Origin of the sequence: Peterkaempfera griseoplana (assembly GCF_001418575.1) — a bacterium.
GTDB classification, from domain to species: domain Bacteria; phylum Actinomycetota; class Actinomycetes; order Streptomycetales; family Streptomycetaceae; genus Peterkaempfera; species Peterkaempfera griseoplana.
Map to the genome: position 1 here is coordinate 1 of NZ_LIQR01000193.1, position 24,250 is coordinate 24,250.

A 24,250-nucleotide genomic window follows, 5' to 3' on the forward strand; every position below is an offset into this window, starting at 1 on the left:
AGATGGGTATAAGCGACAGCCGAGGGGGTGCGGGCCTTCCTGGGGATTCCCTATGCGGCCCCGCCGTTCGGTGCCGGCCGTTTCCGCGAACCCCGGCCGGCGGCGGTCTGGAGTGGGGTCCGTGAGTGCCGGGAGTTCGGTCCGGTGGCGCCGCAGTCGGTTCAGCTGCCGGGGATGCGGCCCTGGGCGCCGGGCGACGAGGATGTGCTCACCCTCAGTGTCTGGGCTCCGGAGGGCGGCGGCCCCCGGCCGGTGCTGCTGTGGATCCACGGCGGCGCGTACGCCTTCGGGTCGTCCTCGCAGCCGGACCACGACGGCACGGTCCTGGCCCGCGCCGGTCTGGTGGTGGTCGGCTGCAACTACCGGCTGGGCTTCGAGGGGTTCGGCCAGGTCCCCGGTCGGCCCGCCAACCGGGGGCTGCTCGACCAGGTCGCCGCGCTGCGCTGGATCCGGGAGAACATCGAGGCCTTCGGCGGCGACCCGGGGAACGTCACGGTCGCCGGACAGTCGGCGGGCGCGGGTTCCGCGGTCTGCCTGACGGCCATGGAGGAGGCGCGTGGCCTCTTCCACCGGGTGATCGCCCACAGTGTCCCCGACGACTGCGGCTCCCCGGCCGCCGCGGCCGGGATCACCGGGCGGGTCGCCGCGGCCGCCGGGGTGGAGCCCACCGCCGAAGGGCTGTGCTCCGCCGCGCCCGAGGCGCTGCTGCGGGCCTCGGACGTGGTCGCCCGCGACTGGGGCGCCGACCCGGCCTCGGGCGCGCTGCGGCACAACACGGTGCTCTACGGCCCGGTGGTGGACGGTGCCGTACTGCCGGGGGCGCCGCTGTCGCGGCCCTGGGACCCCGGGCTCGACCTGCTGGTCTGCCACACCACCGAGGAATGGTGGCTGATGCGGGAGACCGGCCAGGCGCTGCGGGTGGAGACGGTGGAGGAACTGGACCGGGCCGCGGAGGAGCTGGGTCTGCCGGCGGAGCTGCCCGCGGGCTACCGGCGGCTGATGCCCGGTGCGGACCCGGGGGAGGTCTATACCGCGCTGCTGGGCGACGCGGTCTTCGCCGAGCACAGCCGCCGGGTGGCGGAACACCACGCCGCCGGAGGCGGCCGGACCTATCTGGCCTGCTTCGACCGGCGGCGGGTCACCCCGGGGGGCGGCCGGACGCGGGCCTGGCACTGTGCGGACGTGCCGTTCGCCTTCGGCACGCTGGACCGGCCGGAGACGGCCTTCCTGCTCGGGGGGCCGCCCGACGAGGCGGACCGGGCGCTCTCCCACCGGATGGTCCGGGCCTGGGCGGGCTTCGCGGCCACCGGCGATCCGGGTTGGCCCCGGCTCGCTCCGGATACGGCTGCGCCGGTGCGGGCCTGGGCCGTTCCGGAGGACGGCGCGGCCCCCGCCGGAACGCCGTTCCGGGCGCTGTGGCGGGACGCCTTTCCGGCCACCGGCTGACCGGGGGGCACGGACCGGCCGGTGGTGCACGCCGCGCGGGGCTGGGGAGGGCCCGGGCGGCGCGGTGCTGCGGCCGTGGGGTGGCGGTCGCGGAAGGACGATCCCGCTGTGCCGCGCGCCTGACCCCGGGGCATGGCTCCGGGGTCAGGTGGCCAGCCGTACCGCCAGCAGGGCCACATCGTCATGGAAGACACCGCCGCGGTGGGCGAGCAGGGCGTCGCAGAGCTCTCCGAGCGGGTGGTCGGCCATCGCGGTGGCGGTCCGGGCCACCTCGCCCAGGCCGTGGTCCAGGGTGTGGCGGGGGCTCTCGATCAGCCCGTCGGTGAAGAGCAGCAGGGTGCTGCCGGCCACGACGGTCTTCCGGTGGTCGGGGCGCGGCAGGCCCGGGTCCACCCCCAGCGGGATGCCCGGTTCGCCGCCGTACAGATAGCGGGACCGTCCGCCGGGTTCCAGCAGCAGCGGCGGAAGGTGGCCGGCGCTGGCCCAGCGCAGCCCCCAGCTGTCGTGGTCCTGCCGGTCGAGCCTGCCCACCAGCACGGTGGCCATCGGGCCGCCGTGCAGCCGGTGCAGTACCTCGTCCAGCCGGTGCAGGATCCGGCTGGGCGGCTCGCGCTCGTCGAAGGCGATCACCCGCAGCATGTTGCTGATCTGGCTCATCACGGTGGCCGCGTGCAGGTCGTGGCCCATCACGTCGCCGATCATCAGGCAGGGCGCGCCGTCGGGCAGCCGGATCAGGTCGTACCAGTCGCCGCCCACCCGGGGGATCTCGGAGGACGGCTGGTAGCGAGCCTCCAGCTGCAGTGGTCCCAGGTCCGGCAGGGCCGGCAGCAGCCGCCGCTGGAACTCCTCGGTGGCCTCCCTGAGCCGCCGGTAGAGACGGGCGTTCTCGATGGCCACCCCCGCGGCTCCGGCCAGCGCGGCCACCACCGACTCGTCGGCCGCGGTGAACGGGCCGCCGTCGTTCTTGTCGGCGAGATAGAGGTTGCCGTACACCGTGCCGCGCACCAGGACCGGCACCCCCAGCAGGGTCCGCATCACCGGATGGCCGGCCGGGAAGCCGACCGTGGCCGGGTGGTCCGCGAGGTTGTCCACGCGCAGCGGGCGGGGATTGCGCACCAGCTCGCCCAGGATGCCCTCGCCGTGCGGCAGCATGCCCAGCGCGGCGAACTTCTCGCGGTACTCGCCGGAGGGGATCAGCTCGGTGAAGGAGCCGTCCTCGCCGAGCACGCCCAGTGCCGCGTAGCGGGCGTCCACCAGGGTGCGTGCGGCGTCCGCGATGGTGTGCAGCACGGCCGTCAGCTCCAGCTCGCCGCTGATCGACAGCACCGCGTCCAGCAGCCGCTGCATCCGTCCGTGGAGGTCGGCCACCTGGCGCAGCCCCGCCTGGATCCGGTCCAGATCGGGATCGCCCAGCCCGCCGGCCGGGTACGCGCCGGCGCCCCGGCGGCTCTCCGCCGGGCCGGATCCGGGCGCCTCGCCTGATGTCGCCATGGGGGTCTCCGTCCCGCCGGTCGGCGCGGCCCCGTGGACCGGTGGAGCCGTGCCCCGGCCAGGTCTCGTCAGTACGGCTGCCCCCGGCGGCGGCCCCCATGCACGGGCGGCCGGACGGTCCGGACTGTGGGGAATCCACAGTTCAGCGCCGGTGGTGCTGTGGGAGGCGGATTCGTCCGACGCCGTGGCGGCCCGATAGCGTCACAATGCGTACCCGTTGCCGCGTCGGCCGGGTGCGACCGCACCCGACGTATGGAAGAGGTGGACCTGTGAGCCGCTCGGTTCTCGTCACCGGAGGCAACCGGGGCATCGGACTGGCGATCGCCCAGGCCTTTGCGGAGGCCGGCGACAAGGTCGCCATCACCAGCCGCTCCGGTGAGGTCCCGGAGGTGCTGGCCAAGTACGACGTGCTGGCGGTCCGCTGCGACATCACCGACGCCCAGCAGGTCGAGGACGCCTTCAAGGAGATCGAGGAGAAGCAGGGCCGGGTGGAGGTGCTGGTGGCCAACGCCGGCATCACCAAGGACACCCTGCTGCTGCGCATGTCCGAGGACGACTTCGCCTCGGTCCTGGACACCAACCTCACCGGCACCTTCCGCGTCGTCAAGCAGGCGGCCCGCGGCATGCTGCGGGCCCGCAAGGGCCGGGTCGTGCTGATCTCCTCGGTCGTCGGCCTCACCGGGTCCGCGGGCCAGGCCAACTACGCCGCCTCCAAGGCCGGCCTGGTGGGCTTCGCCCGCTCCCTCGCCCGCGAGCTGGGCTCGCGGAACATCACCGTCAACGTCGTCGCCCCTGGCTTCGTCGACACCGACATGACCGCGGTGCTCGACGACGAGCGCCGTGCGGAGATCCTCTCGGGTGTGCCGCTCGGCCGTTACGCCGCGCCCGCCGAGATCGCCTCCGCGGTGCGCTTCCTCTCCTCGGACGACGCCGCGTACATCACCGGAGCCGTCGTTCCCGTCGACGGCGGATTGGGCATGGGTCACTGATCACCATGAGTGGACTTCTCAACGGCAAGCGGATCCTGATCACCGGCGTCCTGCTGGAGTCGTCGATCGCGTTCCACACCGCCAAGCTGGCCCAGGAGCAGGGTGCCGAGATCGTTCTGACCGGCTTCGGGCGGCTCTCGCTGGTCGAGCGGATCGCCAACCGGCTGCCCAAGCCGGCCCCGGTGATCGAGCTGGACGTGCAGAACACCGAGCAGCTGGACAGTCTGGCGGACCGGGTGCGCGAGCACCTGCCCTCGCTGGACGGCGTGGTGCACTCCATCGGCTTCGCCCCGCAGGACGCCCTCGGCGGCAACTTCCTCAACACGCCGTGGGAGTCGGTCGGCACCGCCGTCCATGTCTCCGCGTACTCGCTGAAGTCGCTGACCATGGCCTGCCTTCCGCTGATGGAGAACGGCGGCTCGGTGGTCGGCATGGACTTCGACGCCACCGTCGCCTGGCCGCAGTACGACTGGATGGGCGTCGCCAAGGCCGCGCTGGAGTCCACCTCCCGCTACCTCGCCCGTGACCTGGGCGACCGCAACGTCCGGGTGAACCTGGTGTCGGCCGGCCCGATCAAGTCGATGGCCGCCAAGTCCATCCCGGGCTTCGAGGAGCTGGCCGGCGTCTGGGAGAACCGCGCCCCGCTCAGCTGGGACCTCAGCGACCCCGAGCCCGCCGCCCGCGGTGTGGTCGCGCTGCTCTCCGACTGGTTCCCCAAGACCACCGGCGAGATCGTGCACGTCGACGGCGGTCTGCACGCCATCGGTGCCTGACGGCTCCGCAGCCTCCCGCACACCTCCGCGGCCCGTCGGCCGGCCACTTCCCCGGCCGGCCGACGGGCCGCGGCTTTTGCCTTGAATGCCGGATTTCACCCGAATGGCGGTACGCCGCTGAGCGGTCGCCGGGATCCCATGGGCACGATGGTCACGCACCGAGCCACCCACAGCCGACCCCTCGGCCGGCGGGAAGCGGGCAGTGATGGCCGAGCGACGGCGCAGCTCAGGGTTGATCGGCGAACTGGCGGCCGAATTCACCGGGACGATGGTCCTCATCCTGTTCGGAGCCGGCGTGGTGGCGCAGGTGGTCGCGGGCGGCGGCCTGACCGAACCGGCGGGCGGGCTGGGCAACCACGACTCCATCGCCTGGGCCTGGGGGCTCGGCGTCACCCTCGGCGTCTATGTCGCGGCCCGGCTGAGCGGCGCCCATCTCAACCCCGCGGTGACCGTCTCCCTGGCGGCGTTCAAGGGGTTCTCCTGGCGCAAGGTGCCCCCGTACTGCCTCGCCCAGACCCTGGGCGCCTTCGTCGGCGCGCTGCTCGTCCGCTGGAACTACACCGAGGTGCTCGGCCACTACGACCCCGGCCACACCCTGAAGACCCAGTTTGTCTTCTCCACCCTGCCGGGCAACGGCAGCACCGCCTTCGGCGTGCACGAATGGGGGGCCTTCCGCGACCAGGTGATCGGCACCGCCCTGCTGGTGCTGCTGATCCTCGCGGTGACCGACCTCGCCAACACCCCGCCCGGGGCCAACCTGGGCCCGCTGGTGATCGGACTGATCGTGGTCGCCATCGGTATGGCCTTCGGCACCAACGCCGGCTACGCGATCAACCCGGCACGTGACTTCGGCCCCCGGCTGGCCAGCTTCATCACCGGGTACCGCAGCGCCTGGCGGGACCAGTGGGGGAACCTCTACTTCTGGGTTCCCATCGCCGGGCCGCTGGTCGGAGGCCCGCTGGGCGCCTGGATCTACCAGGCCCTGGTGGGCAACCGGATGCCCGGGGCCGAGCCCGAGCCGCCCGGCGCAGTCCCCCCGTCCGAGTCCCGCTGAACCCGCGCACCCCGGATCCGGAGGGCAGCAGCCATGGCCGACTTCGTCGGCGCGGTGGACCAGGGGACCACCAGCAGCCGTTTCATGATCTTCGACCACGACGGCAACGAGGTCGCCCGGCACCAGCTGGAGCACGCCCAGGTGCTGCCACGCCCCGGCTGGGTGGAGCACGACCCGGTGGAGATCTGGGAGCGCACCAACGTCTCCATGCAGAACGCGGTCCGCTCCGCCGGCATCGCCGCCTCCGACCTCGCCGCCGTCGGCATCACCAACCAGCGGGAGACCACCGTGGTGTGGGACCCGCGCACCGGCCAGCCGTACTGCAACGCCCTGGTGTGGCAGGACACCCGTACCGACCGCATCGCCGCCGCCCTGGAGCGGGACGGCCACGGCGACCTGATCCGCCACCGGACCGGGCTGCCACCCGCCACCTACTTCTCCGGGGGCAAGATCAAGTGGATCCTGGAGAACGTCGACGGCGTCCGCGAGGCCGCCGAAGAGGGCCACGCGCTCTTCGGCACCACCGACAGCTGGGTGCTGTGGAACCTCACCGGGGGACCGCGCGGCGGCATCCACGCCACCGACGTCACCAACGCCGGCCGCACCATGCTGATGGACCTGGAGACCCTGGACTGGGACGCCGAACTGCTGGAGATCTTCGGCATCCCCCGCGCCATGCTGCCGTCGATCAACCCCTCCTCCCACCCCGAGGCCTACGGTCGCACCCGCACCAGCCGCCCGCTGCGCACCGCCGTGCCCATCACCGGGGTCCTCGGCGACCAGCACGCGGCCACCGTCGGCCAGGTCTGCTTCGCCGAGGGCGAGGCCAAGAACACCTACGGCACCGGCAACTTCCTGCTGCTGAACACCGGCACCCGGCCGGTCCGCTCCCGACACGGCCTGGTCACCACCGTCTGCTACCGCTTCGGCGACCAGCCGCCGGTCTACGCCCTGGAGGGCTCCATCGCCGTCACCGGCTCCGCCGTGCAGTGGCTGCGCGACCAGCTGCGCATCATCACCGACGCGGCCGAGGTCGAACGGCTGGCCCGCACCGTCGAGGACAGCGGGGGCGTCTACTTCGTACCGGCCTTCTCCGGGCTCTTCGCCCCGTACTGGCGCTCCGACGCCCGCGGCGCCATCCTCGGCCTCTCCCGCTACCACACCGGCGGCCACCTGGCCCGGGCCACCCTGGAGGCCATCTGCTACCAGAGCCGCGACGTGGTCGAGGCGATGCAGCAGGACGCCGGAGTCACCCTGGACGTGCTCCGGGTCGACGGCGGCGTCACCGCCGACGACCTCTGCATGCAGACCCAGGCCGACATCCTCGGCGTCCCGGTGAGCCGCCCCGTGGTCGCCGAGACCACCGCCCTGGGCGCCGCCTACGCCGCCGGGCTGGCCGTCGGCTTCTGGCGGGACACCGACGAACTGCGCGACCACTGGCACGAGTCCAGGCGCTGGGAGCCCCGGTGGAGCGACCGGCGAAGGGCCGACGGCTACGCGGGCTGGAAAAAGGCCGTGCAGCGGACCCTCGACTGGGTCGAGGTCGAGTGACCAGCACAGAGACGAGGAGCTGACATGGTGAAGCCGGTGGCACTCTCGCCCCAGAACCGCGCCGACGCACTCACCCGCCTCGGCGAGCGGGAACTCGACATCCTGGTCGTCGGCGGCGGCGTGGTGGGCTGCGGCGCCGCCCTCGACGCGGCCACCCGCGGCCTGAGCGCCGGCCTGGTCGAGGCCAGGGACTGGGCGTCCGGCACCTCCAGCCGGTCCAGCAAGCTCATCCACGGCGGCCTGCGCTATCTGGAGATGCTGGACTTCCGGCTGGTCGCCGAGGCGCTTCGGGAACGCGGCCTGCTGGTCCAGCGGATCGCCCCGCACCTGGTGCGCCCGGTGCCCTTCCTGTACCCGCTGCAGCACCGCGTCTGGGAGCGCCCGTACGTCGGCTCCGGTGTGCTGCTGTACGACACCATGGGCATCACCTCCGGCAACGCCCGGGGCCTGCCCCACCACCGCCACCTCACCCGCCGCGGCGCCCTGCGGGAGGCCCCCGCGCTGCGCGCCGACGCCCTGGTCGGCGCCGTCCAGTACTGGGACGCCCAGGTCGACGACGCCCGGCACACCATGACCCTGGCCCGCACCGCCGCCGCGTACGGCGTGCTGGCGGCCAACCGCACCCGGGTGACCCGCTTCCTGCGGCAGGGCGAGCGGGTGGTCGGCGCCGTCGTCACCGATCTGGAGACCGGGCGCACCACCGAGGTCCGCGCCCGGCAGGTGATCAACGCCACCGGGGTGTGGACCGACGACACCCAGGCCATGGCCGGCACCCGCGGGCAGTTCCATGTGCGTGCCTCCAAGGGCGTCCATCTGCTGGTGCCCAGGGACCGCATCAACTCCCGCACCGGGCTGATCCTGCGCACCGAGAAGAGCGTGCTGTTCGTCATCCCCTGGGGCCGCCACTGGATCGTCGGCACCACCGACACCGACTGGGACCTGGACAAGTTCCACCCCGCCACCAGCGCCAAGGACATCGAGTACCTGCTGGACCACGTCAACCGGGTGCTGGTCACCCCGCTCACCCCGGAGGACGTCGAGGGCGTCTACGCCGGGCTCCGCCCGCTGCTCTCCGGCGAGGCCGCGGAGACCAGCAAGCTCTCCCGGGAGCACCTGGTCGCGCATCCGGTGCCCGGCCTGGTGGTGGTCGCGGGCGGCAAGTACACCACCTACCGGGTGATGGCCAAGGACGCCGTGGACGAGGCGGTCCGCGCCCTGGACGAGAAGGTGCCGCCGTGCACCACCCACACGGTGCCGCTGCTCGGCGCCGACGGCTTCCAGGCCATCTGGAACGCCCGCCACAGCATGGCCCGCCGCTCCGGCCTGCACGTCGCCCGGGTCGAGCATCTGCTGCGCCGCTACGGCTCCCTGGTGGAGGAGGTCCTCGACCTGGTCGCGGAGGATCCCGGGCTCGGCGAGCCGCTGCCCAGCTCCGACGACTACCTGCGGGCCGAGGCCGTCTACGCGGTCACCCATGAGGGGGCCCGGCACCTGGACGACGTCCTGGCCCGCCGCACCCGGATCTCCATCGAGTCCTGGGACCGCGGTGTGGACGCCGCACGGCCCGTCGCCGAGCTGATGGCGGGCCGGCTCGGCTGGGGCGGCGACCAGGTGGACCGGGAGGTCGACCACTACCTCAAGCGGGTCGAGGCCGAGCGCCAGGCGCAGCGGCAGCCCGACGACCACACCGCGGACGCGGTACGGCTGGGCGCCCCGGAGATCGTCCCGCTGGTCTGACCCCGGCGGGCTGCCGGGATCTGCTCAGGTGCCGACCCGGCACTTCCCGATGGCGTCGGCGGCCTCCGCCGACGCCGCCTCGGGGTCGCCGCGGCGGACGGCGTCCACGATCCCGGAGTGGCCCACATAGCGGTCGGCGGACAGCACCGGGCCGACGTCCTGCCGCAGATGGGCGCGGAGCACCTCGCCCAGGTCGGCGTAGAGCGCGGCCAGCACCTCGTTGTGCGCGGCGGCCACCACCGCCTGGTGGAACGCCGCGTCGGCCTGGACGAACGCCTCGGGGTCGCCTGACCGCCAGGCCTCCTCGCGCCGCTCCAGGGCCACTGTCATCAGCTCCAGGTCGCGGGCGGTCCGGCGGCGGGCCGCGAGGGCGGCGGCGGAGGCCTCCAGCGTCTCGCGCAGTTCCGCCACCCCGGCCGGGTCGGCCTCGGCGAAGCGGCGGTGCATCACTCCGGCCAGTTCACTGGTGGCCAGCACATAGGTCCCCGAGCCCTGCCGGATGTCCAGCAGCCCGTTGTGCGCCAGTGCCCGTACGGCCTCCCGGACGGTGTTGCGGGCCACGCCCAGCTGCCCCACCAGCTCGGTCTCGGTGGGGATGCGTGAGCCGACCGGCCACTCACCGGAGGTGATCTGCGCCCGGAGCTGGGCGATCACCTGGTCGGACAGCGGCGTGCGCCGGGCGGACGACAGTGCCATGGGGCTCCCTCCGGTGCGCGGCGTGCGGGGATCCGCAGGGACATCATCCACCAGTGGGCTGGCGGAGAAGTCATCCCATCATTCTATGATGTGAGCCATGTCGACCGCCGCAGACCCCACCGCCCGGCCTGCCCCGGACCGCGCCGCACGGACCGGTCGCGACCCGGCCCGCACCGCCCGCCGCATCCGCCTGCTGCTCGCCGCCGCCATCGTGGCCGCGGCCTTCAACCTCCGCCCCGCCGTCACCAGCCTCGGCCCTCTGCTGGAGCGGGTCCGCGACGGGCTCGGCATGAGCGCCACAGTGGCCGGACTGCTCACCGCGGTCCCCTCGCTCTGCTTCGCCCTCTTCGGCCTCGCCGCGCCCGCCCTGGCCCGCAGGATCGGCCCCGCCGCGGTGGTCACCGCCGGCATGGGAGCGGTCACCGCGGGCCTCGCGGCCCGCGCCCTGGCCGGCAGTACGGCGGTCTTCCTGCTGCTCAGCGCGGTGGCGCTGGCCGGGATCGCGGTCTCCAACGTGCTGATGCCGGTGATCGTCAAGCGGTACTTCCCCGACCGGGTGGGGCCCCTGATCGGCCTCTACTCCATGGCGCTCTCCGCGGGCACCGCGGTGGCCGCCGCCGTCGCCGTACCGCTCACCGCCGCCGTCGGCGGCAGCTGGCGGGCCGGACTCGGCGTCTGGGCCGGCGCCGCCGCGGTCGGGCTGGCCCTGTGGCTGGCCGTCCTCGCCGCCGGACGCGACCGGGGAGCGGGCCCGCGCCCCGCGCCGTCCCCGGGCACCGCGGCGGGCGAGCCCGGGGGCGAGCGCACCCTGAGGATTCTGCGCAGCCCCACCGCCTGGGCGCTGGCCGTCTTCTTCGGCCTCCAGTCGACCGGCGCCTACGCCACCATGGGCTGGCTGCCGCAGATCTACCAGGACGCCGGCATCTCCGCGGGGGAGTCCGGGGTGCTGCTGGCCGTCACCATGGCCATCAGCGTGCCGGTCTCCTTCGTGCTGCCCTCCCTCGCCGCCGCCCGCGGCGACCAGCGGCTCTTCGTGGTGCTGCTGGGCGGCTGCGGACTCGCCGGATACCTCGGACTGGCGTTCGCCCCGGCCGGGGCGCCCTGGCTGTGGGCGGCGCTGGCCGGCCTCTCCAACTGCTGCTTCCCGCTGGCCATCACCATGATCGGGCTGCGTGCCCGCAGTGCCGCCGGGGTGGCCAAACTGTCCGCCTTCGCCCAGAGCCTCGGCTATCTGATCTCCATCCCCGGCCCGGTGCTGGTCGGCGCCCTCTACCAGGGCACCGGCTCCTGGTACGCGCCGGTCGGACTGCTGGCCGCGCTGCTGGTGCCGCAGATCGGCGTGGGACTGCTGGCCGGGCGGGCCCGCCAGATCGAGGACGAGGTCTGACCGTACCGGGCCCGGCCGCACCGGGGGCGCGGCCGTCGGCGGCGCCCCCGGTGCGGCCGCCCCGCGACCGGGATGCGAGACTCGGACCATGCCCGTGCTCGAACCCAACCCCACCGACGGCCACAAGAAGCTGCTGCAGATGGCCGCCGTCATCGTCGGCATCGTCGTCGTCGTCTCCGTGATCGCCACCATCGCCCAGAAGATGGGCTGACCGCGGACGGGCCGGCCCGGCCCACCCGCGGCGGCGTACCGCCGCACCGCGCCCACCGCGCGGTTTTCTGGAAAACTTGCTGCATGAGCGTCGACACGCCCCGCAGGATCATCGTCCTCCGGCACGCGAAGGCCGACTGGCCGTCGGTGCCCGACCACGAGCGGCCGCTGGCCGACCGAGGCCGCAGGGACGCCCCCGCCGCCGGACGCTGGCTGGCCGGCGCCGGGGTCAACCCCGAACTCGTTCTCTGCTCCACCGCCCTGCGCACCCGCGAGACGTGGAAGCTGGTCGCCCACGAGCTGCCCAAGCGGCCCCGCAGAACCGTCTACGAGGACCGCCTCTACGAGGCCAGCCCCGGCGAGATCATCGCCGTCATCCAGGAGACCCCCGACGACGTCGCCGATCTGATGCTGGTCGGGCACAACCCCGGTGTGCAGGGCCTCGCCGAGGTGCTCACCGCCGAGGCCGAGGGGGACACCCTGGTCCGGCTGCGCCGCGGCGGCTTCCCCACCTCGGCGATCGCCGTCCTCACCTTCACCGGCAGCTGGAAGGCCGCCGAGCCCGGCGCCGCCACGCTGGTGGCCTTCCACTCCCCGCAGGACTGACCGCGCCCGGCCGGGGCCGGGCGCGGGAGGAGGGCGGGGCGGTCAGGCGTCCGAGGCGTCGGCCGCCTCCACCTCCTCGCGGGTGATGCCCAGCAGATAGAGCACGGTGTCCAGGAACGGGACGTTGACCGCGGTGTCCGCAGCCCGGCGCACCACCGGCTTGGCGTTGAAGGCCACGCCCAGCCCGGCGGCGTTCAGCATGTCGAGGTCGTTGGCGCCGTCGCCGATGGCCACGGTCTGCTCCAGCGGGACCCTCGCCTGCTCGGCGAAGCGGGCCAGCATCCTGGCCTTGCCCGCGCGGTCCACGATGTCGCCCACGACCCGGCCGGTGAACCGCCCGTCCACCACCTCCAGGGTGTTGGCCGCGGCGAAGTCCAGCCCCAGCCGCTCCACCAGGTCGTCGGTGACCTGGGTGAAACCGCCGGAGACGATGCCGACCTGGTAGCCGAGCCGCTTCAGGGTGCGGATCAGCGTACGGGCGCCCGGCGTCAGCCGTACCGCGGAGCGGACCTTGTCCACCACCCCGGCGTCCAGGCCCGCCAGCAGCTGCACCCGGGCCCGCAGGGACTCGGCGAAGTCCAGCTCGCCCCGCATCGCCGCGGCGGTCACCTCGGCCACCTCGGCCTCGCACCCGGCGTGGGCGGCGAAGAGCTCGATCACTTCGTCTTGGATGAGGGTGGAGTCCACATCCATCACCACCAGCCGCTTCGCCCTGCGGTGCAGCCCGGCCCGGACCACCGCCACATCCACCTGCTGGGTGGCGGCCTCGGACGCCAGCGCGCCGCGCAGCTCCTCGGTGGCGACCCCGGACACAGCCAGCTCCACGGCGGTCACGGGGTACTTGGCCAGCCGGAACACCCGGTCGATGTTGCCCCCGCAGTCGGTGATCCGGGCGGTGAGCGCGGCCACCGCCCCGGCGGTCAGCGGGTGGCCCAGCACCGTGACATGGGAGCGCCCCTCACGGCGGGGCCGGTTGTCGCCGGTGCCGGAGATGATCTCGGCCTGGAGCTTGTGGTCCTCCGCCCAGCGGTGGACGGTCGAGCGAAGCTCGCCCTCCGGGCCCGGGGCACCGCCGGCCGGCGGGGTCACCAGGGCGCAGAGCGTTATCCGCCCCCGGGTGACGACCTGCTCGATGTCGATGACGTCCACGCCGAAGTCGGCGAGCGTGGAGAAGAGGCCTGTGGTGATGCCGGGGCGGTCCTTGCCGAAGACCTTCACCAGCAGAGTTCGCGGCTGCGGCGCCGGTTCCGGCAGGGGCTCGGCGGGCGGGAGCGATGCGTTCATGGTGACCCCAACGCTACCGGGCGCACGCCCCGGAACGCGCCCCCCGTCCGCCTGGTGAGAGGCCCGCCGCGCGGCACCCGGGTGACCCCGCGCACCCCGGCGTCCGGGGCCGCCCGGGCCGGCGCGGGGCGTCAGGGGTGGCGGTGCGGGTCGTCGGCGTAGGGGTTGAAGCCGTCGTTGCCGGTGAGGTACGGGTTCTGCGGCGCGGCGGAGCCGGGCAGGCTGTGCTCCGGAAGCCCCCCGTACGGCGCTCCCTGTGCCGGGCCGGGACCCGGACCCTGACCCGGCATCGGCGGCATCGGCGGCATGGGCGGCGCAGCCGGCACCGGGCCCTGCCCGCCGCCGGGCGCCGGAGGCCGCTTCGCCGCGGCGAACCTGTCCACCAGCAGCCACCCGGCGAAGCCGGCCACCGCTCCCCACAGCAGCCCGTAGCCGACCGCCAGGGCCGGGCTGCCCTCGACGGTCGCCTTGGCCCCCACCGCGTCGAAGCCGAAGACCGAGAGATTGGCGCTGACCGTCACCTCGGACAGCGCCAGCCCACAGGGCAGCAGCACGGCCAGGCCGACACCCAGCCGCAGCGCCGCCGAGGCGGCGCCCCGCAGCGCAGGCGGCGGCGCCGCGGCGGACCTGGGCGTGCGTACCGCGGCCAGCACCCCGGCGAGCAGCAGCATCAGCGCGACGGCCACCGGCAGCACCCACAGCGAGCCGTCCAGCTGCATCAGCCGGGGCACGGTCACGTCCTGCACGGTACCGGCCCTGACCAGCTGGTCCAGCGGCGCCGGAAGGGCGTGCACCAGTGCACCGGTGGCCTGCGCGGTGACCGGTACGCCCAGGGCGACGGGCATCGCCAGGCCGATCCCGTTGGGGGTGCCCAGCAGGGCGCCGCCGGCCGCCGTCGCGGGGCTGGAACCCTCGGTGAGCGGCAGCACCACGGCGGTGACGGCGCCGACGACGACGGCGCCGAGCAGCACCGTCCACAGCGCCGAGGCGACCGGCCGCACGGTGCGGTGCAGGGCCTCCCAGCCGCGGGGCAGCGGCGCCCGCCGGGAGACGGTGAGCGCCAGGAGCAGCACCACGAGCACCCAGACCAGACCGGCCAGCAGGGTGGGCCCGGTCCGCACCGAGAAGCCGATGGTGGCCTTGGGCTGGGCGATGCCGCCGAGGATGCCGCCGAGCTTGCCGGGGTCCAGCAGACCGCCGAGCCCTCCGCCGCCGTCGGAACCGCCCCCGCCGCCCCCGCCGGCGCCGGTGAGCTTGGTGAGGTCCAGGGTGGTGGTGTCCTCCCCGGTCCAGCTGAGCAGCCCGAGGACGGCGAGGAAGCAGACCGTGGCGGAGGCGGCCCGTACGGCGAGGTCCGGCAGCTCCAGCACCGCATGGCGCCGCAGCGGGCGGACGAACAGCCAGCCGAGGACGGCTGCCCCGGTGAAGGCGACACCCAGCGGCATCAGGGAGAGTGCGGTGTCGGCGCCGGCGATGCCGCCCGCACCGAAGACCCCGGCGGAGCCGGTGGGGGTGATCGAGCCCCCGGTGCCCAGCGCCACCACGGCGGCGGTCATCGGACCGAGGCCGGCGTAGGCGTCGGCGCCCAGCAGATGCAGGCCCAGCGCCGCGACACCGGCCATGGCCACAAAGGCCCAGCTCACGGCGATCGCCGCCTGGACCGCCCCGCGCAGCCCCGAACCCTTGCCCATCGCGCCCCCGTTCTCCGCCTGTTGCACCGCCGTCGTACCGCCGTCGCACGACCGCGTCAACGTTGCCACACGGTCACAGTCTCCGCGCCGAGTTCACCCCCTAGTGATCGAGCTGGAATGATTCCCCCCGTCATACGCCATCCCTAGACTCCCCACAGAGGGACTACTCGGGGGACTACGTGAGTGGGGCAGGCTGAAAGTGCCGCAACTCGTTCTTGAAATCAACGGACAGAACCGGACGTTGGATTCCGGTAGGACGTATTCGCTGGGACGTGACCCGCAGTCGGACGTGGTGTTCGACGACGCGCGCGTGTCCTGGCGGCACGCCACCATCTCCTTTGACGGCGGCAGTTGGCTGCTGGACGACCACGGCAGCACCAATGGCACCTTCGTCAACGGCCAGCGCACCGCCCGCGCGGCGCTGACGCCGGGTACGGCGGTGCATCTGGGGAATGCGGAGAACGGCCCCCGGCTGGGCTTCGCGGCGGTGGCCGGGGCGGTCGGCGTCGGCACGGGGGGCGACCGGCACGACGTCAGCGGCGGCCGCCAGGCGGCGCAGACGCCGTGGGGCGCGCAGGGCGGTCAGATCGCCGGCGGCCCGATGGCGGCCGGGCCCGGCTGGCAGGCCGGCGGGCAGCAGGGCGCGGCAGCCTTCCAGGGGGGCGCATCGAGGCACGGGGGCGTACCCGCGCAGGGCGGTGCGCCCGTCGGCTGGGAGCAGCAGCCCGCCGGTGGCGGGGTCACCCCGGTGTACGGGGACCGCAACCCGACCATGATCCGCAACCTGGCGCAGGGCATGCGCACCGTGCGGATCGGCCGCTCCCTCGACAACGACCTGGTCGTCTCCGACCTCGGCGTCTCCCGCCACCACGCCGAGCTGCGGCAGCTCGCGGACGGCCGGTACGAGATCGTCGACCTGGAGAGCCACAACGGCACCTATGTCAACGGCCTCCCCATCCAGCGGCACGTGATGGGCCCGGAGGACCTGCTGGGTGTCGGCCACTCCGTGTTCCGGCTGGTCGGCGACCAGCTGGAGGAGTTCGTCGACACCGGCGCGGTCTCCTTCTCGGCCCGCCACCTCACCGTCGAGGTGCAGCACAAGGGCGCCAAAAAGGTCCTGCTCAACGACGTCTCCTTCGGCGTCCCGGAGAAGTCGCTGGTCGCGGTGATCGGCCCGTCCGGCTCCGGCAAGTCCACGCTGCTGCGCGCCCTGACCGGCTATCGCCCCGCGGACCGCGGCGACGTCCTCTACGACGGCCGCAACCTCTACAAGCAGTTCGCCGAACTGCGCCAGCGCATTGGACTGGTCCCGCAGGACGACATCCTGCACAAGGAGCTCACCGTCCGCACCGCGCTCAAGTACGCGGCCCGGCTGCGCTTCCCCGGCGACACCCAGGAGGCCGAGCGCGCCGCCCGGATCGACGAGGTGCTCTACGAGCTGCGGCTGGACAAGCGCGCCGACAACCGCATCACCGCCCTGTCCGGCGGTCAGCGCAAGCGGGTCTCGGTGGCGCTGGAGCTGCTGACCAAGCCCTCGCTGATCTTCCTGGACGAGCCCACCTCGGGCCTGGACCCGGGGATGGACCGCGAGGTCATGCAGATGCTGCGCGGGCTCGCCGACGACGGGCGCACCGTGCTGGTGGTCACCCACTCCGTGGCCGAACTGGCGCTCTGCGACCGGCTGCTGGTGATGGCGCCGGGCGGCTCGGTGGCGTACTTCGGGCCGCCGGACGAGGCGCTGCACTTCTTCGGCTACGAGACCTGGGCCGACGTCTTCCAGGCGTTCGAGAACTACCCGGACCACGACTGGGCGGGCCGCTACCGGGGCTCGGTGCACTACCAGATGTACTCGGCCGACGTGGAGGCCGTGGCCCCGCAGTCCGCACCGATCCAGCAGCAGGTGTCGCGGCCGCAGAAGCAGCAGAGCTGGGGCTCGCAGCTGGCGACGCTGACCCGGCGCTATCTGTCGGTGATCGCCGCCGACCGGGGCTTCCTGGTGCTGTGCGGAGTGCTGCCCGTGGTGATGGGCGCCGTCAGCCTGGCCATCCCGGCGAAGTTCGGTCTGTTGCCGGCCAATCCACCCCTGAAGGACAACCAGCCCCAGTTCAATGTGGACGCCGCCACGGTGCTGCTGATCGTCGCGGTGGGCACGGTCTTCACCGGCGCCGCCAACTCGGTCCGCGAACTGGTGAAGGAACGGGTGATCTACGAGCGCGAACGCGCCGTGGGGCTCTCCCGGTCCGCCTATGTGATGTCCAAGATCCTCACCCTGGGCGCGCTCACCGCCATCCAGTCCGTCGTGGTGGCCGTGATCGGCATCGGCACCCGCGACCTTCCCGCCGAGGGCCTGGTGATCAACGGCAACCCGCTGCTGGAGATGACCGTCGCGGTGGTCCTGCTGGGCCTGAGCAGCATGATGCTGGGCCTGGTGATCTCCTCCCTGGTGAAGACCTCGGAGAAGACCATGCCCCTGCTGGTCCTGGTGGCGATCGTCAATGTGGTCTTCTGCGGAGCCCTCTTCCCGCTCTTCGGCTCACCCGGCCTGGAGCAGCTGGCCTGGCTCACCCCGGCGCGCTGGGCGGTCGCCGCACTGGGCGCCTCGGTGAGCCTGGGCGCCATCTCGCCGCCGCCGGACGGCAAGGACGGCAAGACCGACCCGCTGTGGAACCACGACGTCTCCACCTGGTTCACCTCCGCGGGTGTGCTGGTGGTGCTCGGTCTGGTCTGCGCCTTCCTGGTGGTCAGGCTGCTGCGCCGGCACGAGCCCGAGGTCATGCGCAAGCGCTGACCCGGTACGCGCCGAAGGGCGGCACCCCGGCCGGGGTGCCGCCCTTCGGCGCGTCGGTGCGTCACGACGCGTGAGCGGCTCAGTACCAGTGGTGCGACTGCCAGAAGTTCCAGGCGCCGCAGGGGCTGCCGTAGCGCGAGTTCATGTAGTCCAGGCCCCACTTGATCTGGGTGGCCGGGTTGGTACGCCAGTCGGAGCCGGCCGAGGCCATCTTGCTGCCCGGCAGTGCCTGCACCAGGCCGTAGGCGCCGGAGCCGGCGTTGACGGCATACGGGTTCCAGCTGCTCTCGTGCGAGACGATGTGCGAGAAGCACGCGAACTGGGCCGAGCTGCCGATCATCTGCTGGGCGATCTGCTGCGGGCTGCCGCTCAGCACCGGCGGCTGGGCCGCGCGGGCCGTCCTGCGGGCGGCGGCCCTGGCCGCGGCGGCGCGGGCGTTGGCCTTGGCGGCGAGGTGGGCGCGGTGGGCGGCGGCGGCCTTGCGGGCCGCGGCCTTCCTGGCGGCGGCCTTCTGGTTGGCGACGGCGGCGAGGTGCGCGCGGTGGGCGGCGGTGGCCTTGGCCGCGGCGGCCCGCTGTGCGGCGCGGGCCTCGCTGCGGGCCTTCTCGTTGGCGACGGCGGCCAGGTGCGCGCGGTGGGCGGCGGCGGCCTTGGCGGCGGCGCTGCGCTGTGCGGCGCCCGCGGCCAGGTCGGCGCGGTGCTCGCTGCGGTTGGCGGCGGCGCCGGCGGCGTCGCGGGCGGCGGCGTCCTGCTGCGCCGTCTCGGCGCTGAGCCCGGTCGCCGGGGCGGCGGTGGCGCTGCTCGCGGCGGCTGCCGCGGTGCTGCCGGGACCGCTCTGCGGGACCACCAGCGCCAGCGTCGCGGCGGCCGCGACGGCGGTGGTGGAGGCGCCGGTGATCAGGATGTGGCGTCGGGACAAGGTGCGTGTCATCGGGCGGGTCCTCTTCGGTAGGTCCGGTCACCCGTACCGGGGCACAGCGGTGCCCTGGCATCCACAGGGGTGGCCGGCGCACGCAGGAGGGGATCCATGGGTGCGAGCGGGGACGCCGGGCGAAGGCCGCGGCGCCGTGCGACCCGGTCATTCTTGGCAGGCGGCGGATTTCCGGGCAAACAGCTCTGCTACTAAGGCCTGTAGTAGACCGCCCGTGCGGGCCCGGGCGTCCACCGTGCCCCCGGGACGCCCCCGCCGGCCGTCCCGCTCCCGGCGTCCCGGCTGGCAGCGGCCGGGAGCACCCCCGTCGCTCCCGGCCGCCGCGCACCCTTCCCCGGCATCTACTATCGGCCGTCGTATCACCGCAACGCCCTGTGGGGGGCGTCACAGCGCCACCGGGATGGGATCGCCGAGGGTGGCCGGTCCCGTACGCTCCGCTGCCCGCCGGAACCCCGGGACCCCTCAGCCGGGCAGCATCAGATTGAGGTCGCCGAACTCGTGCCACAGGTACCGGCCCCGCAGCGCCTCCGCGTAGCAGGCGTCCACCAGGGCGCGCCCGGCTACCGCCTCCAGCATCAGCAGATGGGAGGCACGCGGCTCATGGAGGCCGGTGAGCAGGCCGTCCACCGCCCGCACACCGCGCTCCGGGGTGACCACCAGATCGGTCCAGCCCCGTGCGGCACGCACCCGCCCGGACTCCTCCGCCGCCGACTCCAGCGCCCGCACGGCGGTGGTGCCCACCGCCACCACCCGGCAGCCGTCCTGCCGCGCCGTGTTCACCAGCCGGGCGGTCGCCTCCGGCACGGAGAACCACTCCGGGTACGGCGGCTCGTGCGACTCGGCCGAGGCCACCCCGGTGTGCAGGGTGATCGGTGCGATCAGGACGCCCCGGCTCACCAGGGCCGTCACCATCCGGTCGGTGAACGGCCGGGCCGCGCTCGGCATCTCGGCGGAGGCGGCGGCGGGCACCCCCTCGGCGGCCTCGGCGCCCCGGGCGAAGACCGTCTGGTAGGCGGCCAGCGGGCGGTCGCGGTCGGTGTAGCGGTAGCGGACGGGGCGGCCGTGGCGGCGCAGATGGTCCAGCGCCGCCGTCCCGGGCTCCGCGGAGAAGCGCGCCAGCCACAGCCGGTCCGCCCCCTCGACGGCCGGCTGCTCCAGCACCAGCCGCGCTCCGCCCGCCGCCCTCACCACCGCCCCCGCGGGGCCGCCCGGCCGCGGCAGGGTGCTGCCCGCGCCGTCGGGGGTGCGCAGCTCCACCGTCCAGCGGCCGTCGTCCTGCGCGGTGGAGAAGTGCACCACCACGGGTTCGTCCGCCAGGGTGCCGTCCAGCGCGGCCGGGGCCGTCGCCGAGACGTTGACCAGCAGCACATCCCCCGGCCTGAGCAGCCCCGGCAGTTCCCGGAAGCCGTGGTGGGACACCGCGCCGGGGGCCCGCCGGCCCACCAGCAGCCGTACGTCGTCGCGGCCCGTGCCGCGCTCCTCGGGCGGGGACGGCGCCTCCAGCTCCGGCGGCAGCAGGAAGTCGTGCTCCCCGCCGCGGGACGCCGGTCCCGGTCGCCCCGCGGTCCCCACCGGCCGCGGGGCGACCGGGGCGGCGGGCCGCCTCATCGCCGGGTCCCGGCCGGGTCCAGCAGCGCCGCCGCGGTGTAGCGGCCGCTGGGCGGCCGCCGGTCCAGCAGGGCCAGGAACGCCGGCGCCACCGCCTCCGGCAGCGCCCGGCCGCCCAGCTCGGTGTCCTCCGGGACGGCGGCGGTGTACAGCGCGGTCAGCATGTCGCCCGGGTCCACCGCCCAGACGCGCAGCCCCGGCTCCTCCTGCGCCAGCACCGCGGAGAGCTGGTCCAGGGCCGCCTTGGCGGCCCCGTAGCCGCCCCAGGTGGGATAGGCCTCCACCGCGGCGTCGGAGCTGACGCAGACCACCGCGCCCGCCGCCGAGCGGCGCAGCAGCGGCAGCGCCTGCTGGACCAGCGCCAGCGGGGCGGTGACATTGACCTCCAGCGCGTGCCGGAACCCCTCCAGCGGCTGGTCGGCCAGGGGCACCAGCGGCTCCGCGCCGAGGACCGAGGCGTTGTTCACCAGCAGGTCGAGACCGCCCAGTCCGGCGGCAGCCTCCAGCAGCGCGGCCCGGTGCCGGGCGTCGGCGACGTCCCCGGGCAGCGCCGCCACGGCGGTCCACTCCGCCAGTTCCCCCGCGACCTCGGCCAGGGCCGGGGCGCCCCGGGCGTCGAGGACCAGCGACCAGCCGCGCCGGGCCAGTGCCCGGGCGAGTGCCAGGCCCAGCCCGCGTGAGGCGCCGGTGATGACTGCTACAGACATGTCCGCTCCCTGTCCCGCGCGCCCCGTCGGCGGGGCGCTGCGACGCTGCCGACGCTAGGAGCAGGGGCGGCCCGGCCGCCTCGGCCGCGGGCAGCGGCCGGCGACTGCCGTTGGCCCTAGGACCAGGGGCCCGGGACCACCGTCCCGGGGTCCGATGTCTCGCCGGCGGCCCGGCGGTACGGTGGCCGCATGCCCACACCACCCCCCGCCGGCCCGCAGCAGCCGGAGCCCGCGCACGGCTGCGGCTGCCGGACGGCGGATCCGTGCCTGGCCGGTATCGAGGCGGTCAGCGGGGCGGTGCTCGCGATGAGCCGCCGCCTCGAGGTCCGCGAGGTGCTGCGGCGGATCACCGCCTCGGCCCGCACGCTGCTGGACGCCGAGTACGCCGCCCTGGGGGTGCCCGACGACCACGGCGGCTTCGCCCAGTTCGTGGTGGACGGGGTGAGCGACGAGCAGTGGCGGGCCATCGGGCCGCTGCCGCGCCAGCACGGGGTGCTGGCGGCCATGCTGCACGAGGCCGTGCCGCAGCGGCTGACGGACGTCCGCCGCGACCCCCGCTTCGGCGGCTGGCCGGCGGCCCACCCCGAGCTGACGGACTTCCTCGGGCTGCCGATCGTCGACGGCGAGGAGATCCTCGGCGCGATCTTCCTGGCCAACAAGCGGGGCCCCGGCGGCTTCACCGACCACGACGAGGAACTCGTCCGGATCCTGGCCGCGCACGCCGCCCTCGCCCTCACCAACGCCCGGCTGTACGAGCGCAGCCGGGAGCTCACGCTGGCCGGTGAGCGGGCCCGGATCGCGCACGAGCTGCATGACGCCGTGTCGCAGAAGCTGTTCTCGCTGCGCCTCACCGCGCAGGCCGCCGCCGCGCTGGTCGACCGCGATCCGGCCCGTGCCCGGGCCGAGCTGGCCGAGGTGTCCCGGCTGGCCGCGGAGGCCGCCGACGAGCTGCGCACCGTGGTGGTGGAGCTGCGGCCGGCCGCCCTGGACGAGGACGGGCTGCCCGCCACCCTGGCCTCCCAGGTGGAGGTGTTGAACCGGGCCCACTCCGCCCATGTCGCCTTCACCGCGGACGGCGTCCGGGCGCTGCCCGCCGCCCAGGAGGAGGCGGTGCTGAGGGTCGCCCAGGAGGCGCTGCACAATGCGCTGCGCCATGCCCACGCGGCCACCGTGACGGTGGAGCTGCGCGGCACGGCCGCCCGCGGCGCGGTGCTGCGGGTGGCGGACGACGGCCGGGGCTTCGACCCGGACTCGGTCCGCCGGGCGGGCCGCCATCTGGGCCTGGTGTCGATGCGTGAGCGCGCCGCCGCCGTGGGCGGCTCACTGACCGTGGAGTCGGCGCCCGGCAGGGGGGCCGTGGTGGAGATGGAGGTGCCCGGTGGCTGAGGCAGGGGCGGCCCGTGCGCGGATCCGGGTGCTGCTGGTGGACGACCACCAGGTGGTCCGCCGGGGTCTGCGCACCTTTCTGGAGGTGCAGGACGACATCGAGGTGGTGGGCGAGGCCGCGGACGGTGCGGAGGGGGTGGCCCGCACCGAGGAGCTGCGGCCCGATGTGGTGCTGATGGACGTCAAGATGCCCGGCACCGACGGCATCCAGGCGCTTCAGCAGCTGCGGGAGCGGGGGAGCGCGGCACGGGTGCTGATCGTCACCAGCTTCACCGAGCACCGCACCGTGGTGCCGGCGCTGCGGGCGGGCGCCGCGGGCTATGTGTACAAGGACGTGGACCCGGAGGCGCTGGCGGGTGCCATCCGTGCGGTGCACGCCGGACATGTGCTGCTGCAGCCGGAGCTGGCGGGGACGCTGCTCGCCGAGGACGGGCCGCGGGCGCCGCAGGGCAGGGGCGGTGCGCTGACCGAGCGGGAGCAGGAGGTGCTGGGCCATATCGCCGACGGGCGGTCCAACCGGGAGATCGCCCGGTCACTGCATCTGTCGGAGAAGACGGTGAAGACCCATGTCTCCAACATCCTGATGAAGCTGGACCTGGCCGACCGCACCCAGGCCGCCCTGTGGGCGGTGCGCAACGGCGTCGCGGGGCACTCCTGAAGCACGATCGCTACTCGCAGGTAACATGATGCCCATGACCGCCATCGACACCGCAGCACACCCAGGTGACACCGAGTTCGACCGGGGCACCGCCGTCACCGGCCACGCCGGGGAACCCGGCCGCTACCACGCCGACCTCGACGGCGGCTGGCGCATCGGCGGCGGCATCAACGGCGGCCTGCTGCTCGCCACCGCCGCCCGCGCCCTCTCCCGGGAGCTGGGCGCCGCCACCGGCCACACCGACCCCTACTCCATCAGCGGCTACTACCTGTCGGCGGCCCGGCCCGGCCCCGCCGAGCTGCGCACCGAGGTGGTCCGCCGCGGCCGCACCGTCTCCAACGGGCAGGTGTCCCTCACCCAGACCGCCGAGGACGGCACCCCCGCCGAGCGGCTGCGCGCCCTGGCCACCTACGGCGACCTGGACCGCCTCACCGGGGACGTCCGCACCTCGGCCGCCCCGCCGGAGATGCCCCCGCCGGACCGCTGCGTCGGCACCGACCAGGCGCCGCCGCAGTTCCTCGCCCAGGCCGATCTGCTGCACCGCCTCGACCTGCGCCTGGATCCCGCCTGCGTCGGCTGGGCCCTCGGCGCCCCCTCCGGCAACGGGGCGATCCGCGGCTGGCTGCGGCTGGCCGACGGCCACCAGCCCGACCCGCTGACGCTGCTGCTCGCCGTGGACGCGCTCCCGCCGGTCACCTTCGACCTGGGGCTGCTCGGCTGGACGCCGACCCTGGAACTCACCGTCCACGTCCGCGCCAAGCCCGCCCCCGGCTGGCTGCTGGTCTCCCACACCACCCGCAACCTGGCGGGCGGCTATCTGGAGGAGGACGCCGAGGTCTGGGACTCCGCCGGCCGGCTGGTCGCCCAGTCCCGCCAGCTCGCCGCCGTGCCGCGCCCCTGAGTCCGGGGGCCCGGGCGGCGCCAGGCGGGATCGGGGGAGGGGGCGGGCAGGTCAGCGGCCGACCACCGACCTGCCCCCGTCCCGCCGCTCGGGCTTGAGCTCCACCTGGATGCGGTGCGTGGTGTCCCGGCCCGTCGAGCCGCCCAGCTCCGCGGTCACCACGCCGATCCGCAGCCCGGCCCGGCCGTTGCCGGTCAGGTGCACCTGCACCGCGAACTCCAGGCTGACCTTCTCCACGGCGAACAGCAGATCGTGCCCGTCGCCGTCCAGCCGCGCCTCCTCCAGCTCGCCGCGCACCTGCCGGATCACCTCCGCCAGCCCCACGAAGTCCGCGTCCGTCATCGCCGTGCCCACCC

At 74.4% G+C, this 24,250-nt stretch carries 21 protein-coding genes; 13 read left to right on the forward strand and 8 right to left on the reverse strand.

Annotation, left to right across the window (positions count from 1 at the left end; all coding sequences use genetic code 11):
* The first annotated feature begins 27 nt into the window (after nt 1-27).
* Nucleotides 28-1,446, forward strand: coding sequence for a carboxylesterase/lipase family protein (locus tag AOK09_RS15385; protein WP_055587758.1), 1,419 nt, complete (start codon nt 28-30; stop codon nt 1,444-1,446).
* 144 nt (nt 1,447-1,590) lie between these two features.
* Here AOK09_RS15385 and AOK09_RS15390 read toward each other — a convergent pair whose 3' ends face one another.
* Nucleotides 1,591-2,937 carry a PP2C family protein-serine/threonine phosphatase gene (locus AOK09_RS15390; RefSeq protein ID WP_079063086.1) on the reverse strand — a complete coding sequence of 449 codons (1,347 nt, stop codon included), beginning with the start codon at nt 2,935-2,937 and terminating at the stop codon, nt 1,591-1,593.
* A gap of 269 nt (nt 2,938-3,206) precedes the next feature.
* On the opposite strand from AOK09_RS15390, the gene fabG reads away from it, so the two are divergent.
* The 5 genes from fabG to AOK09_RS15415 all read left to right on the forward strand — a co-directional run bounded on the left by fabG (nt 3,207) and on the right by AOK09_RS15415 (nt 9,041).
* A complete protein-coding gene (fabG, locus tag AOK09_RS15395; protein WP_055587759.1) occupies nt 3,207-3,926 on the forward strand; it encodes a 3-oxoacyl-[acyl-carrier-protein] reductase in 720 nt (239 codons plus the stop codon).
* Between the two features lie 5 nt (nt 3,927-3,931).
* A complete protein-coding gene (gene fabI / locus AOK09_RS15400; RefSeq protein WP_055587760.1) occupies nt 3,932-4,699 on the forward strand; it encodes an enoyl-ACP reductase FabI in 768 nt (255 codons plus the stop codon).
* A 205-nt stretch (nt 4,700-4,904) separates the two neighbouring features.
* Complete coding sequence (locus AOK09_RS15405) at nt 4,905-5,753, forward strand: MIP/aquaporin family protein (protein ID WP_055587761.1); 849 nt, start codon at nt 4,905-4,907, stop codon at nt 5,751-5,753.
* A gap of 33 nt (nt 5,754-5,786) precedes the next feature.
* Complete coding sequence (gene glpK, locus AOK09_RS15410; protein WP_055587762.1) at nt 5,787-7,304, forward strand: glycerol kinase GlpK; 1,518 nt, start codon at nt 5,787-5,789, stop codon at nt 7,302-7,304.
* A gap of 24 nt (nt 7,305-7,328) precedes the next feature.
* Nucleotides 7,329-9,041: a glycerol-3-phosphate dehydrogenase/oxidase gene (locus AOK09_RS15415; RefSeq protein WP_107101345.1), complete on the forward strand. Its 1,713-nt coding sequence runs from the start codon at nt 7,329-7,331 to the stop codon at nt 9,039-9,041.
* Nucleotides 9,042-9,065: 24 nt separating this feature from the next.
* Here AOK09_RS15415 and AOK09_RS15420 read toward each other — a convergent pair whose 3' ends face one another.
* On the reverse strand, nt 9,066-9,737 hold the full coding sequence (locus tag AOK09_RS15420; RefSeq protein WP_055587763.1) for a FadR/GntR family transcriptional regulator: 672 nt from the start codon (nt 9,735-9,737) through the stop codon (nt 9,066-9,068).
* Nucleotides 9,738-9,834: 97 nt separating this feature from the next.
* Here AOK09_RS15420 and AOK09_RS15425 point away from each other — a divergent pair, with 97 nt between their 5' ends.
* From AOK09_RS15425 to AOK09_RS15430, 3 genes are all read left to right on the forward strand, one after another.
* Complete coding sequence (locus AOK09_RS15425) at nt 9,835-11,124, forward strand: CynX/NimT family MFS transporter (protein WP_107101346.1); 1,290 nt, start codon at nt 9,835-9,837, stop codon at nt 11,122-11,124.
* An 88-nt stretch (nt 11,125-11,212) separates the two neighbouring features.
* A complete protein-coding gene (locus tag AOK09_RS43185; RefSeq protein ID WP_265736725.1) occupies nt 11,213-11,335 on the forward strand; it encodes an SGM_5486 family transporter-associated protein in 123 nt (40 codons plus the stop codon).
* Nucleotides 11,336-11,418: 83 nt separating this feature from the next.
* The gene (locus AOK09_RS15430; protein WP_055587764.1) at nt 11,419-11,940 is read left to right on the forward strand and encodes a SixA phosphatase family protein; all 522 of its coding nucleotides are present in this window, start codon (nt 11,419-11,421) and stop codon (nt 11,938-11,940) included.
* Nucleotides 11,941-11,982: 42 nt separating this feature from the next.
* Here AOK09_RS15430 and serB read toward each other — a convergent pair whose 3' ends face one another.
* Together serB and AOK09_RS40155 are read right to left on the reverse strand one after the other, a co-directional pair.
* Nucleotides 11,983-13,224, reverse strand: coding sequence for a phosphoserine phosphatase SerB (gene serB, locus AOK09_RS15435; RefSeq protein WP_055587765.1), 1,242 nt, complete (start codon nt 13,222-13,224; stop codon nt 11,983-11,985).
* Nucleotides 13,225-13,355: 131 nt separating this feature from the next.
* On the reverse strand, nt 13,356-14,984 hold the full coding sequence (locus AOK09_RS40155; protein ID WP_157875908.1) for a streptophobe family protein: 1,629 nt from the start codon (nt 14,982-14,984) through the stop codon (nt 13,356-13,358).
* A gap of 130 nt (nt 14,985-15,114) precedes the next feature.
* Here AOK09_RS40155 and AOK09_RS15445 point away from each other — a divergent pair, with 130 nt between their 5' ends.
* Nucleotides 15,115-17,703, forward strand: coding sequence for an ABC transporter ATP-binding protein/permease (locus AOK09_RS15445; protein WP_055587767.1), 2,589 nt, complete (start codon nt 15,115-15,117; stop codon nt 17,701-17,703).
* A gap of 79 nt (nt 17,704-17,782) precedes the next feature.
* Here AOK09_RS15445 and AOK09_RS37015 read toward each other — a convergent pair whose 3' ends face one another.
* The 3 genes from AOK09_RS37015 to AOK09_RS15460 form a co-directional block, all read right to left on the reverse strand.
* Nucleotides 17,783-18,634 carry an aggregation-promoting factor C-terminal-like domain-containing protein gene (locus tag AOK09_RS37015; protein ID WP_079063087.1) on the reverse strand — a complete coding sequence of 284 codons (852 nt, stop codon included), beginning with the start codon at nt 18,632-18,634 and terminating at the stop codon, nt 17,783-17,785.
* 462 nt (nt 18,635-19,096) lie between these two features.
* Complete coding sequence (locus AOK09_RS15455) at nt 19,097-20,242, reverse strand: S-adenosylmethionine:tRNA ribosyltransferase-isomerase (RefSeq protein ID WP_079063088.1); 1,146 nt, start codon at nt 20,240-20,242, stop codon at nt 19,097-19,099.
* Nucleotides 20,239-20,949, reverse strand: coding sequence for an SDR family oxidoreductase (locus AOK09_RS15460; protein ID WP_055587768.1), 711 nt, complete (start codon nt 20,947-20,949; stop codon nt 20,239-20,241). Before AOK09_RS15460 ends, AOK09_RS15455 begins: the two co-directional genes overlap by 4 nt.
* A 306-nt stretch (nt 20,950-21,255) precedes the next feature.
* On the opposite strand from AOK09_RS15460, the gene AOK09_RS15465 reads away from it, so the two are divergent.
* The 3 genes from AOK09_RS15465 to AOK09_RS15475 are packed head-to-tail and all read left to right on the forward strand — an operon-like array spanning nt 21,256 to nt 23,894.
* The gene (locus AOK09_RS15465) at nt 21,256-22,335 is read left to right on the forward strand and encodes a GAF domain-containing sensor histidine kinase (RefSeq protein ID WP_245687305.1); all 1,080 of its coding nucleotides are present in this window, start codon (nt 21,256-21,258) and stop codon (nt 22,333-22,335) included.
* Nucleotides 22,328-22,993: a response regulator gene (locus AOK09_RS15470; protein ID WP_245687303.1), complete on the forward strand. Its 666-nt coding sequence runs from the start codon at nt 22,328-22,330 to the stop codon at nt 22,991-22,993. Before AOK09_RS15465 ends, AOK09_RS15470 begins: the two co-directional genes overlap by 8 nt.
* A gap of 28 nt (nt 22,994-23,021) precedes the next feature.
* On the forward strand, nt 23,022-23,894 hold the full coding sequence (locus AOK09_RS15475; protein WP_079063090.1) for a thioesterase family protein: 873 nt from the start codon (nt 23,022-23,024) through the stop codon (nt 23,892-23,894).
* A gap of 51 nt (nt 23,895-23,945) precedes the next feature.
* On the opposite strand, the gene AOK09_RS15480 is transcribed toward AOK09_RS15475, so the two are convergent.
* Entirely contained in the window at nt 23,946-24,236 is a 291-nt protein-coding gene (locus AOK09_RS15480; RefSeq protein WP_055587770.1) for a trypco2 family protein, read from the reverse strand.
* Between the last annotated feature and the right edge of the window lie 14 nt (nt 24,237-24,250).

What these genes read in the sequence shown, in the direction of transcription:
- AOK09_RS15390 (WP_079063086.1), bottom strand. Translation starts at nt 2,937, where the DNA reads ATGGCGACATCAGGCGAGGCGCCCGGATCCGGCCCGGCGGAGAGCCGC.
- fabI (WP_055587760.1), top strand. Translation starts at nt 3,932, where the DNA reads ATGAGTGGACTTCTCAACGGCAAGCGGATCCTGATCACCGGCGTCCTG.
- AOK09_RS15405 (WP_055587761.1), top strand. Translation starts at nt 4,905, where the DNA reads ATGGCCGAGCGACGGCGCAGCTCAGGGTTGATCGGCGAACTGGCGGCC.
- glpK (WP_055587762.1), top strand. Translation starts at nt 5,787, where the DNA reads ATGGCCGACTTCGTCGGCGCGGTGGACCAGGGGACCACCAGCAGCCGT.
- AOK09_RS15415 (WP_107101345.1), top strand. Translation starts at nt 7,329, where the DNA reads ATGGTGAAGCCGGTGGCACTCTCGCCCCAGAACCGCGCCGACGCACTC.
- AOK09_RS15420 (WP_055587763.1), bottom strand. Translation starts at nt 9,737, where the DNA reads ATGGCACTGTCGTCCGCCCGGCGCACGCCGCTGTCCGACCAGGTGATC.
- AOK09_RS15425 (WP_107101346.1), top strand. Translation starts at nt 9,835, where the DNA reads ATGTCGACCGCCGCAGACCCCACCGCCCGGCCTGCCCCGGACCGCGCC.
- AOK09_RS43185 (WP_265736725.1), top strand. Translation starts at nt 11,213, where the DNA reads ATGCCCGTGCTCGAACCCAACCCCACCGACGGCCACAAGAAGCTGCTG.
- AOK09_RS15430 (WP_055587764.1), top strand. Translation starts at nt 11,419, where the DNA reads ATGAGCGTCGACACGCCCCGCAGGATCATCGTCCTCCGGCACGCGAAG.
- serB (WP_055587765.1), bottom strand. Translation starts at nt 13,224, where the DNA reads ATGAACGCATCGCTCCCGCCCGCCGAGCCCCTGCCGGAACCGGCGCCG.
- AOK09_RS37015 (WP_079063087.1), bottom strand. Translation starts at nt 18,634, where the DNA reads ATGACACGCACCTTGTCCCGACGCCACATCCTGATCACCGGCGCCTCC.
- AOK09_RS15455 (WP_079063088.1), bottom strand. Translation starts at nt 20,242, where the DNA reads ATGAGGCGGCCCGCCGCCCCGGTCGCCCCGCGGCCGGTGGGGACCGCG.
- AOK09_RS15460 (WP_055587768.1), bottom strand. Translation starts at nt 20,949, where the DNA reads ATGTCTGTAGCAGTCATCACCGGCGCCTCACGCGGGCTGGGCCTGGCA.
- AOK09_RS15465 (WP_245687305.1), top strand. Translation starts at nt 21,256, where the DNA reads ATGAGCCGCCGCCTCGAGGTCCGCGAGGTGCTGCGGCGGATCACCGCC.
- AOK09_RS15475 (WP_079063090.1), top strand. Translation starts at nt 23,022, where the DNA reads ATGCCCATGACCGCCATCGACACCGCAGCACACCCAGGTGACACCGAG.
- AOK09_RS15480 (WP_055587770.1), bottom strand. Translation starts at nt 24,236, where the DNA reads ATGACGGACGCGGACTTCGTGGGGCTGGCGGAGGTGATCCGGCAGGTG.